This window comes from Paenibacillus sp. FSL R5-0519 (genome assembly GCF_037974275.1).
Lineage (GTDB): Bacteria > Bacillota > Bacilli > Paenibacillales > Paenibacillaceae > Paenibacillus.
The window spans coordinates 2,956,230-2,971,835 of the sequence record NZ_CP150234.1 but is presented as its reverse complement, the minus strand read 5'-3'; the positions used below and the strand labels follow the sequence as shown (position 1 = coordinate 2,971,835).

General features: G+C 46.3%; 14 protein-coding genes. 7 read left to right on the top strand and 7 right to left on the bottom strand.

All coding sequences use genetic code 11. From position 1 onward, the window contains the following. Window positions 1-102: 102 nt before the first annotated feature. The 6 genes from MKY73_RS13630 (at window position 103) to MKY73_RS13605 (ending at window position 5,440) form a co-directional block, all read left to right on the top strand. The gene (locus MKY73_RS13630) at window positions 103-297 is read left to right on the top strand and encodes a hypothetical protein (protein WP_339308058.1); all 195 of its coding nucleotides are present in this window, start codon (window positions 103-105) and stop codon (window positions 295-297) included. A gap of 243 nt (window positions 298-540) precedes the next feature. Further along, window positions 541-2,049: a nickel ABC transporter substrate-binding protein gene (nikA, locus tag MKY73_RS13625; RefSeq protein WP_339308591.1), complete on the top strand. Its 1,509-nt coding sequence runs from the start codon at window positions 541-543 to the stop codon at window positions 2,047-2,049. Window positions 2,050-2,051: 2 nt separating this feature from the next. Further along, window positions 2,052-2,987: a nickel ABC transporter permease gene (nikB, locus tag MKY73_RS13620; RefSeq protein ID WP_339308057.1), complete on the top strand. Its 936-nt coding sequence runs from the start codon at window positions 2,052-2,054 to the stop codon at window positions 2,985-2,987. Between the two features lie 2 nt (window positions 2,988-2,989). Next, window positions 2,990-3,832 carry a nickel transporter permease gene (gene nikC / locus MKY73_RS13615; protein ID WP_339308055.1) on the top strand — a complete coding sequence of 281 codons (843 nt, stop codon included), beginning with the start codon at window positions 2,990-2,992 and terminating at the stop codon, window positions 3,830-3,832. Window positions 3,833-3,839: 7 nt separating this feature from the next. Beyond that, the gene (locus tag MKY73_RS13610) at window positions 3,840-4,652 is read left to right on the top strand and encodes an ABC transporter ATP-binding protein (protein ID WP_339308053.1); all 813 of its coding nucleotides are present in this window, start codon (window positions 3,840-3,842) and stop codon (window positions 4,650-4,652) included. Next, entirely contained in the window at window positions 4,649-5,440 is a 792-nt protein-coding gene (locus tag MKY73_RS13605; protein ID WP_339308051.1) for a dipeptide/oligopeptide/nickel ABC transporter ATP-binding protein, read from the top strand. The genes MKY73_RS13610 and MKY73_RS13605 overlap by 4 nt, the downstream gene beginning before the upstream one ends. Window positions 5,441-5,486: 46 nt before the next feature. On the opposite strand, the gene ureC is transcribed toward MKY73_RS13605, so the two are convergent. From ureC to MKY73_RS13580, 5 genes are all read right to left on the bottom strand, one after another. Continuing rightward, window positions 5,487-7,199: an urease subunit alpha gene (gene ureC / locus MKY73_RS13600; protein WP_339308590.1), complete on the bottom strand. Its 1,713-nt coding sequence runs from the start codon at window positions 7,197-7,199 to the stop codon at window positions 5,487-5,489. After that, entirely contained in the window at window positions 7,199-7,822 is a 624-nt protein-coding gene (locus MKY73_RS13595) for an urease subunit gamma (RefSeq protein ID WP_339308050.1), read from the bottom strand. Before MKY73_RS13595 ends, ureC begins: the two co-directional genes overlap by 1 nt. 295 nt (window positions 7,823-8,117) lie before the next feature. Beyond that, the gene (locus MKY73_RS13590) at window positions 8,118-8,948 is read right to left on the bottom strand and encodes a zinc ABC transporter substrate-binding protein (RefSeq protein WP_339308048.1); all 831 of its coding nucleotides are present in this window, start codon (window positions 8,946-8,948) and stop codon (window positions 8,118-8,120) included. Window positions 8,949-8,971: 23 nt separating this feature from the next. Then, entirely contained in the window at window positions 8,972-9,775 is an 804-nt protein-coding gene (locus MKY73_RS13585; RefSeq protein WP_339308046.1) for a metal ABC transporter permease, read from the bottom strand. Further along, window positions 9,772-10,464, bottom strand: coding sequence for a metal ABC transporter ATP-binding protein (locus tag MKY73_RS13580; RefSeq protein WP_339308045.1), 693 nt, complete (start codon window positions 10,462-10,464; stop codon window positions 9,772-9,774). Before MKY73_RS13580 ends, MKY73_RS13585 begins: the two co-directional genes overlap by 4 nt. A gap of 267 nt (window positions 10,465-10,731) precedes the next feature. On the opposite strand from MKY73_RS13580, the gene MKY73_RS13575 reads away from it, so the two are divergent. Beyond that, the gene (locus MKY73_RS13575; RefSeq protein WP_339308044.1) at window positions 10,732-13,260 is read left to right on the top strand and encodes a heavy metal translocating P-type ATPase; all 2,529 of its coding nucleotides are present in this window, start codon (window positions 10,732-10,734) and stop codon (window positions 13,258-13,260) included. Window positions 13,261-13,433: 173 nt separating this feature from the next. On the opposite strand, the gene MKY73_RS13570 is transcribed toward MKY73_RS13575, so the two are convergent. Together MKY73_RS13570 and MKY73_RS13565 are read right to left on the bottom strand one after the other, a co-directional pair. Continuing rightward, entirely contained in the window at window positions 13,434-13,919 is a 486-nt protein-coding gene (locus MKY73_RS13570) for a FixH family protein (protein WP_339308042.1), read from the bottom strand. Between the two features lie 19 nt (window positions 13,920-13,938). After that, the gene (locus MKY73_RS13565) at window positions 13,939-15,357 is read right to left on the bottom strand and encodes a PepSY domain-containing protein (protein WP_339308040.1); all 1,419 of its coding nucleotides are present in this window, start codon (window positions 15,355-15,357) and stop codon (window positions 13,939-13,941) included. Between the last annotated feature and the right edge of the window lie 249 nt (window positions 15,358-15,606).

Sequence of the window (15,606 nt, the reverse complement as noted above, 5' to 3'; positions counted from 1 at the left end):
TAGATGTTTTTTTTAGCTAAATTAATTGAAACATAGGAATATGTACTACTGAAAGTCTGTAACCACATCCGGAAGCGTATTAACAGCAATGCAGCCATTCCTATGCAGGATCACACACTGGATACCATATCCGAAGCGTTCATGCTGGCAGGATTTCAGGTGAGCATGCGTCGCATGCTGCCAACAGGATTCGTCGATCTGTCTCATGGTAAGAAGTGGTATAACCGAGTGGCAGATCAATTGCAGTTTGCCTATGAACAATCCTATATATTCCGGTTTATTGCTCCAAAAGGCTAGCATAAATGGTCTCTAGGGGTGCATTGTAGAAAGGGTATGACTATTGTTTTATCCTCTTGGCTCAAGTGGTTGATTTCAATGGCTTGAGCTTTTTTCTGTCACAAATTTTAGCTTTAATAGCTCATTGGGGCTATTACGAATATCCATACCATCAAGTACGATAAAGTACATATTGTTTTTATACAATTAGAGACGTTTATCAATGGAGGTTAGACAACGTTGCAGACACAGAGAAAAATAACGATGATTATGGTTTTAACTTTAGTACTTTTCATTTCTGCTTGTTCAAGTACATCGAAGGATGCAACAACGCAATCTGCAGCAACGGAAGATAAGGAAATTACGTTTTTGTTCAACTTTGCAAGCCAGACGATTGATCCACATCTGGATTATACTCCGCTCAGAGCCGGAGTTACTGAAACCCTGGTTAAGTTGGGTGAGGATCTGCAGATCGAGCCTTGGCTGGCTGAGAAGTGGGACACGACGGACGGACAGCACTGGACATTTGAGATTAAGAAAAATGTAACCTTCCAGGATGGACGGGCCCTGGATGCCGAAGCTGTTAAACAATCTCTTGAACGTGCAATCCAGGTGAATCCGGGTGTAGAACAGGTTTTGAAGATTAAAGAGATGAGTGCATCCGGTCAAACGCTGGACATTACGACCGAACAACCCTTCCCGCAGTTTCCATCCGAGCTCGTTCACCCGAACGCATCCATTCTGGATGTCAATGCGGCTGACCCGGACAAAACACCTGTTGGAACTGGGCCTTTCAAAGTTACATCCTTCACAGCTGGAAGCTCACTCAAGGTGGAGCGCTACGATGAGTATTGGGGCGGAGCTGCCAAGCTCAGTCGTGCCTCATTCAACTTTAATGAGGATGCGAGTGCGCGCCTTTCGGCTCTGATGTCGGGAGATGCGGATATTGTATATCGCCCACCAACTGAAAGTCTGGAAACGATGAAAAGTGATTCCACTCTTCATTTGGAATCGGTCACAAGCTTGCGGACACACGAGCTTATTTTTAATACAAACCAACCCGAATTCAAGGACAAATATATGAGAAAAGCCTTTGATGCCCTCGTGAATCGTGAGGAAATGAAGGACGTGATTATGGGTGGACAGGCTACGCTTGCAACGGGGCCATTCATGCCAGGCTTCTCCTTTATTCCTTCCTATGAAGCCAAAACGACAGGTGTCGAAGCAGCATTGGCATGGTTTGAAAAGGCGGGTTATCAGGTGGAGCAGGGTAAGGTCAGTAAAGACGGAAAGCCGCTCAGCTTGAAGCTTGTAACGTATACATCACGGGCGGAATTCCCCTTGTTTGCTCAGGTACTGCAAGCAAAAGCGAAAGAAATCGGTATCGATATTACGATTGAATTCGTGGATAATTATGAAGACTATTTGCTCACCAAAGATGACTGGGACCTGGGCACATACAGTCCATTAATTGCACCACGCGGAGATGCCAGTTACTTCCTCAATGTAGCCTTCAAACAAGACGGGACGCTGAATTTTGGCAAAATTAATGATTCGCAGCTGGATCAGTGGATTGATCAGTTGGATCAGATGGTGGATACTGATAAGCGAAATGAATTAATTGAAAAAATCCTGATGCATATTGATGAAGAAACATATTACTCCTACCTGGTTCATCCCAATACGCTCGTTGTGTATAAAGATCGGGTGAAAAATTGGGTAACCAGCAAAAGTGAGTATTACATGCTGACGAATCAACTGGATGTGGAATAGACATGAACAAGTTCCTGAAACGAAGTATAGAGTTCATTCTCTTTATTTTGCTTCTGTCCTTTATCAGCTTTGTATTTGTAAAATTAGCACCCGGTGATGCGGTAAGGGAAATACTGCGCTCGGATGATGTGGCCATTACCTCTTCCCAAATGGAAGAGCAGCGTGAGGCTTTGGGGCTGAATGACCCAGTGCTCGTGCAATACGGGCAGTGGCTCGGACGTCTTGTCCGACTCGATTTGGGCACTTCATATATGACCAATCGTCCGGTAACGGAGGAATTACTGGACAAATTACCGGCAACCTTGCTGTTGACGTGCACTTCACTGCTTGTGCTGATCGTCATCGCAATTCCGCTCGGCACACTGTCCGCCTTATATCCCAATCTCGTTATCGACCGGTTCAGTCGTCTTCTGGCTGTACTGGGCACCTCAGTCCCTAGCTTCTGGCTGGGGCTTCTTTTAATAGAAGGCCTCTCTGTGAGAACACATCTGTTTCCCTCTATGGGGACGGGGACCATTGCGCATCTGGTACTACCATCCCTAACACTGGGATTAACCATGGCAGCCGTATACGTGCGCCTCATTCGTTCAAGTTTGCTGGAAAGTCTGGGTCAGGATTTTGTTCGGGGAGCACGATCCAGAGGAATAGGTGGCTCGAGTGTGCTCCTTGGACATGCCTTCAGGCATGCACTCACTCCCGTTGTCACCATGTTTGGTGTAAGCATCGGAAGCTTGCTTGGGGGAACGGTCGTGATTGAAGTGCTGTTCGCCTATCCCGGTATGGGCAAATTCATTGTTAATGCCATTCAGAGTCGTGATTACCCGGTTATTCAGGGCTATATGGTACTGATGGGCGTGATCGTTACAATTATCCACATGCTCGTCGACCTTCTGAATGACGTTCTGAACCCCGAGATTCGGCTGAAGGGGGAACGATAATCATGCTTAAAACCAAGTTTAGACTTACCCCTCCAGTGCAAAAACCAAAAATGAGCGTTCACATCGTCATTTTGGTGCTCGTTGTTTTGACCTTAATCTGTGCGCCTTATGTTGTTCCGCATGATCCCTATGCAGTAGACTTGGCGATACGGCTTCTGCCTCCAGGTATGGACCATCTGCTAGGAACTGATGACCTCGGTCGAGATCTGTTCTCCCGTCTGCTGCTCGGAGGAAGGAATACGGTAGGAACCAGTCTGATGGTTCTCCTGGCTTCACTAGCGATCGGAATTCCCGCAGGATTATTGGCCGGGTATGCAGGCGGGTGGCTGGATCGAATCTATAAACGCATATCGGATGCTTTTCTTGCATTTCCGGATTTCATTATTGCCATTGTGCTCAGTGGACTGATGGGACCAGGTATCTTCAATCTGATGATTGCCATCGTTTCGGTCAAATGGATTACGTATTCCCGCATCGTTCGAAATAGCGTGATCGCGGAGAAACATCAGGAGTATATTACCATTGCCCGCCTGAGCGGATTACGCCCTCATCAGATTTTGTGGAAGCATTTGTTGCCACATGCGCTGTCTCATGTAATTGTGATCGCTTCGCTGGATATGGGTAAAGTCATTCTCATGATTGCCTCGCTCTCCTATATCGGATTGGGGGCACAGCCTCCTGCACCAGAATGGGGGGCCATGCTGAACGAGGGACGGGCATACTTTCATAGCTCACCTTACCTTATGATTGCCCCCGGACTTGCGATTATGCTTGTCGTACTCTGGTCCAACATGCTGGGAGATCGGGTTCGCGATAGGCTGGATATCAAACGAAGCAGGGAGTGAGAAGCGGATGAGTTTACTCGAAATAAAAGGACTACGGCTTGTGGCCGGAAAGCAGACCCTTATTCACGATATGCACCTGTCCATTCAAGAGGGCGACTGGTTGACTGTCATCGGGGAAAGCGGCAGCGGAAAAACACTTACAGGCTTGTCCATCGGTCGCTTGCTTCCAAACGGGGTGCGCCATATGGCTGGACAAATTACGTTTAAAGGCCAGTCTCTGTCAGAGTTGTCCGAGAAACAGATGAATCGGCTACGCGGAAAAGAAATTGCATATGTATTTCAAGACTATACAGGCGTGTTTAGCCCGTTTCTTCCCATAGGGAAACAACTGGATGAGACGCTTAGGGTTCATTATACATGGGGACGCCAGGAACGAAAGGAACGGATTGCGGAAGCTCTGAATGACGTTTCCTTGCCTGCCAAACGGGTTGTTGACAGCTATCCGTTTCAGCTAAGTGGCGGACAATTGCAGCGGGTATCCATCGCGATGGCGATGCTGCTTGAACCGAAGCTGCTGATTGCGGATGAACCTACGTCTGCGCTGGACTGGGTTACGGGGGAAGACATACTGTTGCTGCTCCTACGACTTCGAGCGAAGACAGGTTGCTCCATTCTGTTTATCACACATGACCTGAAGCTCGCCAGACGCTGCGCGGATCAGATTGTCATTATGCGGGAAGGACGAATACTGGAATCAGGCAAGGCTGAGGACGTGCTGACACAAACCACACACCCGTACACCCAAAAGCTTTTGGCAGCTGAATCCATACTGTCTTATACTGAACCTGGCGTCGTTCCGGAACGAGGTGGATTATCATGAGTGAAGAAGCTGTGTTTACCGTTCAAAACCTGATCAAGACCTATGCTGGACAGACAAGGGCGATCGACGGAATTTCTTTCAGTCTCCACCCGGGAGAATGTGTGGGGCTGATCGGAGAAAGCGGGAGCGGAAAGAGTACACTGGCACGCTGCATTTTATTGATGGAGAAGATGGATTCCGGGCAAATGTGGTTTCAGGGAAGAGAGATGTTAAAACCTCGAACTGCTTCCGCCTATCGAGCCCTTGAGGGTCAAGTTCAGGCCGTGTTTCAAAATCCTACATCGAGTCTCAATCCCAGACTTCGGATCATCGATTCCGTAATGGAACCGCTGGACATCTTAAAGAATCGAACACCGGTAATGGTCCAAGACTGCAGACAGAACAGGCTAAAGTGTGCCAAACGGTTACTGAATATGGTAGAGCTACCAGAGCGTCTCCTGCATCAGTATCCCCATGAGCTCAGTGGAGGACAGAAGCAGCGTGTCGCTATTGCCAGAGCAATAAGCAGCGAGCCATCCCTGATTATCATGGATGAACCCACATCCAGTCTGGATATGATTACACAAGCTCAGATCATTGAGATGCTTATGACACTGCAAAAAAATATCGGATTTGCCTGTTTATTTATTTCACATGATCTGGCTACAATCCAGCGTATATCCGATCGAATTATGGTAATACAGCAGGGACGAATCATCGACCATTTTGCTAAAGAAGCTTTGTTTACATTCGAGAGGCATGAATATACGCAGCAATTAGTTCACAAATACGCGAAGCGAAGAAGTTAAATTATAAAATCCGGCTAAGGATAGCCGGATTTTATTTATAACCGTATCAGGTAAGAAAGTATCGCTGGGCTAATGGAAGTTCATCAACGGGACGACACACGAGGGTCTCACCATTAACCGATACGCTATAATTTGCCGGATCAACCATAATGTCAGGTGTTTCTCCATTCAAGATCATATCTTTCTTGCCGACCGTGCGGCAACCGACAACAGGTTTCAGCTGCTTCGTGAGTCCAAGTGAAGGCAAGGTTCCCCTGTCAATGGCTACTTGAGAAACGAATGTGGCACAGATGGCTGAACGAGCTTTTCCATAACTACCAAACATGGGTCTATACATGTATGGTTGCGGGGTTGAAATGGTAGAGTTCGGATCACCCATGGCACTATGAATAATCACGCCGCCTTTGATGACCATTTCCGGTTTGGCACCAAAAAATGCAGGCTTCCATAATACGAGATCGGCCATTTTTCCAACTTCGATGGATCCAACATATTGAGATATCCCATGCGTGATCGCAGGGTTAATCGTGTACTTCGCAATATATCGTTTCACTCGATTATTATCTGCCTGGGTATCACCTGATAAGGGGCCACGCTGTTTTTTCATTTTATCAGCCGTTTGCCAGGTTCTGATCGCTACCTCACCTACACGACCCATAGCTTGAGAATCCGAACTTGTCATGCTAATTGCACCAATATCATGCAGGATATCCTCTGCACCAATCGTTGTTTCTCTGATACGGGAGGCAGCAAAGGCTACATCTTCAGGAATCCGCGGATCAAGATGATGACAGATCATCAGCATATCCATGTGTTCATCTATCGTATTACGGGTATATGGCATAGTAGGACTTGTTGAAGAAGGTAAAACGTTGGGCATGGATGCTACACGCAATAGATCCGGGGCATGCCCTCCGCCGGCACCTTCCGTATGGTAGGTGTGAATAGCTCTACCATTGAAAGCCCGGAGACTGTCCTCAACGTAGCCGGCTTCGTTCAATGTATCTGTATGAATATTCACCTGGATATCATATTGCTCTGCAACACTTAAACACTTATCTATTACATAAGGGGTGCTTCCCCAGTCCTCATGTATTTTAAGTCCGCCTACACCAGCCAGAACTTGCTCGTTCAAAGCCTCAGGTCTCGAACTGTTGCCACGTCCTAACATCACAAAGTTCATAGGTAATGAATCTGTCGCTTGGAGCATTCGTTCGATATGCCAGACGCCTGATGTGCAGTTTGTGGCAAGAGTCCCTGTAGCTGGGCCGGAGCCTCCTCCAATCATGGTGGTAACGCCACTTTGCAGCGCGATCTCGATTTGTTGAGGGGAAATGAAATGAACATGACTGTCCACACCACCAGCAGTAACAATCAAATTTTCTCCGGAAATAACCTCTGTGCCTACACCTATGTACATGTTTGGCGTGACACCATCCATGACCAACGGATTTCCTGATTTTCCGATCCCGCTGATTAAACCATCTTTAATACCAATATCAGCCTTTACAATACCCCAACTATCAATAATGACAACATTGGTAATGACAGTATCCAGAACGCCTTCTTCTCGTGTGGCGAGTGGATGCTGACCCATACCATCTCTAACGGTTTTACCTCCACCAAAAACACATTCGTCCCCATAAAACGTGAAATCTTTTTCAATTTCGATTTTGAGCGAAGTATCTGCCAAACGAATGCGGTCGCCTGTCGTCGGTCCATACATGCTTGCGTAAGTTGCACGATCGATTGTCTTCATCATTCAACCCTCCCGTTGGTCAAACCAGCAAATCCATGTATTTCTTTCAAACCACCAATCTCCACCAATTCAACTTCCGTTGTTTCCCCAGGTTCAATTCGAACGGATAGACCAGAAGGGATATCCAGGCGATATCCTTTTGTTCCTTCTCTATTGAAGGAAAGGGCAGGATTGGCTTCGCAGAAATGAAAATGAGATCCAACTTGAACAGGGCGACTGCCTGTATTGGTAACTGTACGGCTTATTCGTTTACGATCAGGTAACAGCACAATGGGATCATCAGCAAATTCATACTCGCCTGGAGTCATCCCACCTATAGGACGTGGAATAGGATCATGTACACTGACCAGTTTTGTACCGTCTGTAAACGTGGCTTCCACCTGTACTTCACTAAGGAGTTCAGCTACACCTTCCATTACTTGTTCAGTGGTCAGGAGATGACGAGCTTCCTCCATAAGTTCACTAACGCTTTTGCCATCACGAGCGCCTTCAATGACAAACCCGGTAATATAAGCAATAGCTTCGGGATAATTCAGTTTAACACCGCGTAATAATCTTTTTTCAGCCATGTCTGCGGCAAGATACATCATTAATTTTTCGCGTTCCTGAACAGTCAAATGCATAGTCGACAACTCCCTTTAAACTTAGTAATGAACTTCGGATGAGATTGAAAATGATGTTGGTTACGTAATTTAGTAACACGTATTTGTGAAAATGTAGCACGATATCCGGGGTCAGTCAACCATTTTATGTCATATTATATAACTCTATATTCATTTATTATCTATATAATGTAAATATTAGACATTATAATGCAAATTGATGTTAATAAAAATAACACATTAAACATGGATACAAAAAAATCCGCACCTTTTCAAATTCAAGGGCGGACTCTTTATATTTATCACATTCTAAGTTTTAATGAGCCAGTGTTAATCCCAGCTTTTTAGCATTATCCTGAATAAGCTGAACTAGCGTTTGTTCGGCAGTTTCGGGATAGTTACGAAGCTCTACAACTGGTCGATCCGCGATGTTTGCAATTTCCGCTCCTTGAGGAAAATGGAGATTATCGATGATCAGCGCAGGCTTCATAGCCGCAAGCTCTGCTGCTTGTGTCGGTGTCACTTCAGTCGGACCGAACTCGCCTACGACCTCGTATCCGAGAGCTTTGGCAACAGGTACCATGTAAGCCTGAGCAACCACTCGTTTGGATTCGGTGTCCAGCTTGGACGTTTCAGCAGTGACTGCTTCAAATGTGCTGTCGATTTCCTTCAAAGCCTGCTGTGCAGTAACCGTTGTTCCCAATTTCTCCGCAATGGTAGTGATCTGTTTGCGAAGCATGTCCGGTGTATTCTCTGTTACCACGATAAGCCGAGCTTCATCGGTTACTTCGGCTGCCTCCAAAATTTGTTTCATAAACGGTTCATATTCAGAGTAAATAACCGTTGACGCATCATTTACTTTTTCAATATCGGTGGGTTTAAAATCATACTCATTAGGATGTTTCATGTCCACGGGAGCAAGGGTCGAGATGCTGTCTGCACCGGCTGTTTTAGCCAGTAATGCTGTCCAGCTTGTGGATGCGACAATCTTTGGAGTGACCGTTTCAGCTTGCTTTGGTTCTGTGTCCTGAGCATTTTCGGTTACCGTACTGGATGCATTTCCTGTACACCCGGTGAAGAGAATGGTTCCCATGACAAGCACCAGTAGGGGGGAGAATTTTTTTAGTATGTTTTTTTTATTTTTCATTAGAATTAGACCTCCACATATCATTATTTTCGAGTAAACGTATAACAAAGACTTAAGATGATGACACCGACCATGGTTATGGAAGCACCCGTTGGCAAGTTAAAGATGAGTGAAGCGATATAACCTCCAACAGCAGTCAATGTGCCAAAAAGAGATGACAACAAGAGTAATTGCTTATACGTTCTGCTTACTCTTGTAGCTGCCATGGCAGGTAGTAGCAATAGTGCGTCAATCAGCAAAGCTCCCACAAGCTTCATCGCAATTCCAATCGAGATTCCAGTCAGAAACAGCAGCACATTGCGGATTCTGGCGGCGGGAATACCTAACCATTCCGCATGGTCTGCATGATGAAGCACCAGTTGAATCTCCCTGTAACAGACTACGAACAGAGACACGATAATCAAGCTGATTCCACCAAGCAACCACATGTCCAAAGAAGTGAGTGTGAGAATGCTGCCAGCAAACAGACCAAACACATCCATCGCGGGGATTCCCCCAATATGGAACAGCATTAAAGCCGCAGCAAGCGAACCTGTCATAAGGAAGGCCCCGGTTATGGCGGGTTCAAGCTTAACCTTGGCAGATAACGGACCGAATAACAACGAGCCGGCAAGAATAGCCAGCATGGCTCCAGGCATAGGTTTCATGCCAATCAGCAATCCAAACGCGCCCCCCAGAAGAGCCAAATGCATCAGAGCAAAACGGACAACCGTCAGTTGGAACTGAATCACGACAATACCCACGAGGGACAAACAGCTACCCCCGATCATACAGGCGATCAATGCCCGCTGGAACAATGGAATATGTATGTAGTCGATTAACGTCATGCAGTACCACCAACATCCGTTAGCGTCCCGTCCTTCATAAGACAAATGCGGTCATGCAAATGTTCCGTTTCTTCCAGTTGATGAGTGATCATGAGTGTGAGCAGCTGAGGTGCCCGTTGCCTGTATTCATCGATAAGTCTATACAGCAAATCTCTTGAGAACGTATCCAAATGAGTGCTTGGCTCGTCCAAAAGCAAGATGTCAGGCTCGCGTATTAAAGCACGTGCTATATTCATCCGTTGTTGCTGTCCTCCAGATAAATCCTTGCAATCTTGATTGGCCAGTTCCGTTAATCCGACATACTCAAGCCATTCCGTCGTTTTTTGTTTATCTGCTATGGAAGGACGCTTCCAATATGCAAATGACTTTCCCCAGTTGCCAAGCATTACATACTCAAAAACCGTGATGGGCAGATTTCCTTTCTGTACGCCCTGAGGCACAAACCCGATTTTTTTCTGCGCCCATTTAAAGTCTTTTTTGTGTTCCATCCGTCGTCCGCCAATGCTCATGGAGCCTTCTCTCATGGGGATCAGACCGAGGATGACTTTAAACAGCGTTGTTTTTCCCGCGCCATTCGCACCTGTAATCGCAATCGTCTCCCCGTGATCGCCTTGAAAGTCTAGCTTGTGAAGAACGGGGGAAGTGCCATAACCGGCCGTACCATGCTGAATTTCCAGAGCTGGAGGCATGATTCATCGTTCACCTTCTTTCCTATCCAGTATGAACATTGGACGACAAAGCGAACATGGCTCGTTCTAGCTATATTAGGATGGATATTGTTACAAAGACATGAATTTGGAACCAAACTGCTATGTTTTGGTGAAAAAGTTCATATATTATTTTCATTTGTAAACTATAACCGCCTGGAGATAGCTCTTATGAGTCATCCTGTGTTAGTTCTTATTCAAGTATGATGGTTCTAGTTGGTTACAACGTCAAAAAAGGAGACCGAAATTATGGACAAGCTTTCCACATCTAACTCAACCCAACCTTCCAATACAGATGATCACCCTGCACTGTGGCAAACAACCCTTAACATTAAGGGGATGACTTGTGCAGCCTGTTCAGCTCGTATTGAAAAGGGATTATCTCGTATGGAGGGCGTACAACAGGCTAACGTCAATCTTGCGATGGAGAAGGCGACGATTTCCTATGATCCTGCCAATATCGGTATACATGATTTTAGGAACAAAGTGGAAGCTCTGGGCTTCCAGACTGTCACCGAATCTGTTGACTTGAATATTACAGGCATGACATGCGCAGCCTGTTCAGCGCGAATTGAGAAAGGCCTTTCCAAGCTGCCTGGCGTGTCTCGTGCCAATGTGAATCTGGCCCTGGAAACGGGTCATGTCGAATACGTTTCAGGAACATTGAAGGGCTCGGATCTCATCCACAAGATCAGACAATTGGGTTTCACTGCCCATTTAAAAGAAACGGAAGAAGAGACCGTCTCCCTGCGAGAACAGGAATTACAGCGAAAAAAATGGAACTGGATTCTGTCGGCTATTCTTTCTCTCCCGTTATTATGGGCGATGGTAGGTCACTTTTCATTCACTTCCTGGATCTGGGTGCCTGATGCATTTATGAATCCATTGTTTCAATGGGTACTCGCTACTCCTGTGCAATTCTTCCTAGGTCGCCAGTTTTACATCGGTGCGTATAAGGCATTGAAAAACCGAAGCGCCAACATGGATGTACTGGTTGCTCTGGGAACAAGTATGGCTTATTTCTATAGTCTCTACTTGACTTCATTGACCAGCACAGGTGGATTATCCGGTCACAATCATGGAGGTAGTGCAGTTGTAACGGATACCGCGAATGCTGCGGCACAAGCTCCGGTTGATTTTTATTTTGAAACCAGTGCGGTACTGATCACTCTTATTCTTCTAGGCAAATGGTTGGAGGCTTTAGCCAAGGGACGATCCACCCAGTCAATCAAAAGCCTAATGGAGATGGCTCCGCGTAGTGCAAGAGTAATTCGGGATGGTCAGAAAATCAGTCTCGTGCCTGAATACGTCTTGATGAACGATCTTGTTATCGTGAAGCCTGGAGAAAAGATACCCGTAGACGGTGTAGTGGAAGAAGGATTCTCATCCGTTGATGAATCCATGTTGAGTGGTGAAAGCCTTCCCGTGGACAAGAAACCGGGTGACTCCGTCACAGGAGCTACATTGAACAAAAACGGTATACTCCGTTTGAGAGCAACACGTGTGGGCGCAGACAGCGCACTATCGCAAATTATTAAGATTGTGGAACAAGCGCAAGGCTCCAAGGCCCCCATACAGCGGATTGCCGATGTAATTTCAGGTATTTTTGTCCCCATTGTAGTCAGCCTTGCAGCCATCACGTTTTTGTTCTGGTACCTGTTGATCAGTCCTTATGACTTCGGTGGTGCTCTGGAGAAGGCGATTGCGGTATTGGTCATCGCTTGTCCTTGTGCTCTTGGGCTAGCCACTCCAACCTCCATTATGGCGGGTTCCGGGCGTGCAGCCGAGTACGGCATTCTGTTCAAAGGCGGAGAATATTTGGAATCTGCAAAGCATATTCAAACGGTCGTCCTGGACAAAACAGGAACGGTGACAAACGGTAAGCCGGTTCTGACAGATGTTAAAACTGCTGCGAACTGGACAAGAACAGCGCTTCTGAACCGGGTAGGGGCGGTGGAGCAAAGCTCTGAACATCCACTGGCTGAAGCGATTGTGGAAGGGATCAAAGCAACGGGAATAAGCCTCTTTCCGAAGTCAGAGCACTTTAAGAACATGCCAGGCTACGGAGTGCAGGCAACTGTGCAGGGACAGGACGTTCTCATTGGTACACGACGTCTTCTCTCAGATCAACATGTGACCGTTCCGCCAGAAGCACTCACTCAAATGTCTGAGTTGGAAAAGCAGGGGAAGACCACGATGCTCGTAGCCGTAGATGGACAGTGGGCTGGCATGATTGCTGTTGCAGATACGATCAAAGACACGTCAAGACAAGCCATTCAAAGGCTTCAAGCCATGGGTGTCGATGTCATCATGATAACAGGAGACAATGAGCGTACAGCTCGATCGGTGGCTGCACAGGCTGGTATCGTGACCGTACTGGCTGAAGTGCTTCCAGAGGGCAAAGCAACGGAAATACAGCGTCTTCAGGAAGGTGGTCGGAAGGTTGCGATGGTGGGGGATGGGATTAATGATGCCCCGGCTCTGGCTGTAGCCGATATCGGCATGGCTATTGGAACTGGAACAGATGTCGCTGTGGAAGCTGCAGATGTCACGCTAATGCGTGGTGATCTGAGCAGTGTCGCGGATGCCATCGAGCTCAGCCGAAGAACGATGCGCAATATCAAGCAAAACCTGTTCTGGGCACTTGCGTATAATGTCATTGGTATTCCGATTGCAGCTCTGGGTTTCTTGGCGCCTTGGCTCGCTGGCGCAGCAATGGCCTTTAGCTCCGTATCGGTTGTATTGAATTCTTTGCGCCTGCAAAGGATGAAGCTTTAGCAGGATTTTTCCTTGAGATGAACAGAACTAGTGGGACGAGCAAAGTTTGAACAGGTCAAGAAGTCGCTAACATAGCGACTTCTTTTTTTTCATGGACCAGGTTCATTGTATAAGTATGCGGTATCATTTACGTAGTAATGAGAGTGATGTATGTGTATAGGAGGATGGTTTATTTAATGATGTCCGGCTGCTGGAGCAGGCGCATCCGTGTGTTGATCGTTCTCAAGCTGTACAAGACGCTCTATGTCCTGATTTCCAATAGCAAAACGTTTGGTTGGCATAACCTGAGCATCAGCGAATTGGATACGTGATTGCACAACATATAGTCCTTCTTTTTCAATAACATAAGAGACTTCATACGAACCGGGGGAGGGCTCATCTGCTTGAATAATTACAGCAGCATCCTTGTCGTTCTCTGGCCATATAACAAATTCTGCTTTCTCTGCATGCTCTAGCGGTACATTACGTTTGGACACTTGTACTGAAAAAACGTTAGAGCTACCTATTTTGAGTTCTTCAGGTAATTGAAGATCCACGCTTATATGCGGTGGAAGGCCGTTCTCATCGGTTTCTGCAACCTTGGCAGTACATCCGCACAGCAACACAACAAGCAGTACGGGAGACATCCATTTGTACATTCGATTTATTTTTATATTCATATTTAGACTCCTTCAGCTATTAAATCGAGAACCAGTGCCTGAGCGACTTGATTCTGCGGAGAATGAATAGATCGAGAACAAGCACGATTAAAATGGACAAGCCTACTAGCGGCATGACGGCGCCGCAAACCAGCATGATAATCAACACACCTATCGTTACTTTTGGATTTTTCGGTTTAGACGGTGCTCCGAGCTTACCTGAAGGCTTTCGCTTGCGCCACATGACGTAAGAGCTAATGGAAACGAGTATCAATCCCAGGCAAGCAAGTAAACCCAGAAGTTGATTAGCCAGCCCGAATAGTCTGCCTTCATGAAAGGCGATACCATACGAGATAAGCTTGGCCATAATTCCATAATCCGCAAAGCGAACATCGGTCAGTACCGCACCGCTGTATTGGTCAATATGAAGTGTGGCGCTGTGACCTGGCTTGGAATGGGAAGTAGATACGGCGAACACACCCGTTGCTCCGGCAGGATAGGTAATGGTATAGGGCTTGATAACTTGCTGATCATCTGCGATAAGGGCAATGTCGTTGAGTCCAAGCGTAACGTACTTTCCAGACATTGAAACGGGTACGGGAACATTCTCGGCTACCCAAGGCAGATCCTCGGCAATATCTTTTGCTACTGTTACGGATTCCGGTTTTTCTCCAAAGCTGTAGGCGAAGGGAGGCGTATTCGTATTGGTCGAATTGGCTAATTTATCGATCTGACCGCCGAATATCCCTGACCAAGGAAGGCCACTTAAGATAATGACCAGAATCAGCAGAGATAACCAGAAGGCAGGGACAGCATGTAAATCACGCCAAAAGAGGCGGCTTCCCGGTTTACTAAGTCGTGGTAAAACCGTTCCCCAAATGGATGCTTTATTTCTTGGCCACCACAGGAATAGCCCCGTTAAAATTAGAATAATCGCCCAGCATGCCGCAAGTTCGACAAGTCGGTTCGCGAACGTACCACCGATCACAAGCTCACTGTGCATTTTTTTGAAAAAGGCTGAGAACGTCTTGCTGCTATCCATCGCACCGCGTGCATGTCCCGTATAAGGGTCCACATACATCGTCTTAGAAATTCCATCACTAGTGACGGAAAGCTTATAAGTAGACTCCCTATTGTTTTCCAATGTGATTGAGGATACCACCGTTCCGGGATAACCTTTGACTATTTTCCCGACAATACTCTCTGGTGCCATCGGTGTTGTCCCGACTTCACGGACCGTCAACATATCTTTGTACAGCTGGCCTTCAATCTGAGGCTTGAATAAATAGACGGCGCCGCTAAAAGCTAAAATAATTAAAAAAGGCGCAAAAATTATACCAGCGTAAAAATGCCACCTCCATACGGATTGATAGACGGTCTGGCGTACTACAGATGATGTTTTTCTTTTCATTTCGAGTGTAGAAGAGCTTGAATGTTCTGCTGGCATCGTTCTCATCATCTAACTCCATTCTTAACTGAATAAAATACTTTTTAAGTATACGGGAGCCTTTCGAATTAGAAGATGGCTCAACAGAGCTATCTCGTGATATATAAAAACTTTTTTGTTCATCATTTTGTCACTTTACAGTAAAAATGGGTGATGAGGATTTTTCTATTCGGTATTATCCATTAGTAGCAATGGATTCTATAGAAAACTTCAAACTTATTTATTATGGAAACTGGAACATTCAGATGTTTAAGCTTATGT

Bases quoted from the DNA above. Each gene is read 5' to 3' on its own strand.
- MKY73_RS13630 (WP_339308058.1), top strand. From the start codon at position 103: ATGCAGGATCACACACTGGATACCATATCCGAAGCGTTCATGCTGGCA.
- nikA (WP_339308591.1), top strand. From the start codon at position 541: ATGATTATGGTTTTAACTTTAGTACTTTTCATTTCTGCTTGTTCAAGT.
- nikB (WP_339308057.1), top strand. From the start codon at position 2,052: ATGAACAAGTTCCTGAAACGAAGTATAGAGTTCATTCTCTTTATTTTG.
- nikC (WP_339308055.1), top strand. From the start codon at position 2,990: ATGCTTAAAACCAAGTTTAGACTTACCCCTCCAGTGCAAAAACCAAAA.
- MKY73_RS13610 (WP_339308053.1), top strand. From the start codon at position 3,840: ATGAGTTTACTCGAAATAAAAGGACTACGGCTTGTGGCCGGAAAGCAG.
- MKY73_RS13605 (WP_339308051.1), top strand. From the start codon at position 4,649: ATGAGTGAAGAAGCTGTGTTTACCGTTCAAAACCTGATCAAGACCTAT.
- ureC (WP_339308590.1), bottom strand. From the start codon at position 7,199: ATGAAGACAATCGATCGTGCAACTTACGCAAGCATGTATGGACCGACG.
- MKY73_RS13595 (WP_339308050.1), bottom strand. From the start codon at position 7,822: ATGCATTTGACTGTTCAGGAACGCGAAAAATTAATGATGTATCTTGCC.
- MKY73_RS13590 (WP_339308048.1), bottom strand. From the start codon at position 8,948: ATGAAAAATAAAAAAAACATACTAAAAAAATTCTCCCCCCTACTGGTG.
- MKY73_RS13585 (WP_339308046.1), bottom strand. From the start codon at position 9,775: ATGACGTTAATCGACTACATACATATTCCATTGTTCCAGCGGGCATTG.
- MKY73_RS13580 (WP_339308045.1), bottom strand. From the start codon at position 10,464: ATGCCTCCAGCTCTGGAAATTCAGCATGGTACGGCCGGTTATGGCACT.
- MKY73_RS13575 (WP_339308044.1), top strand. From the start codon at position 10,732: ATGGACAAGCTTTCCACATCTAACTCAACCCAACCTTCCAATACAGAT.
- MKY73_RS13570 (WP_339308042.1), bottom strand. From the start codon at position 13,919: ATGAATATAAAAATAAATCGAATGTACAAATGGATGTCTCCCGTACTG.
- MKY73_RS13565 (WP_339308040.1), bottom strand. From the start codon at position 15,357: ATGATGAGAACGATGCCAGCAGAACATTCAAGCTCTTCTACACTCGAA.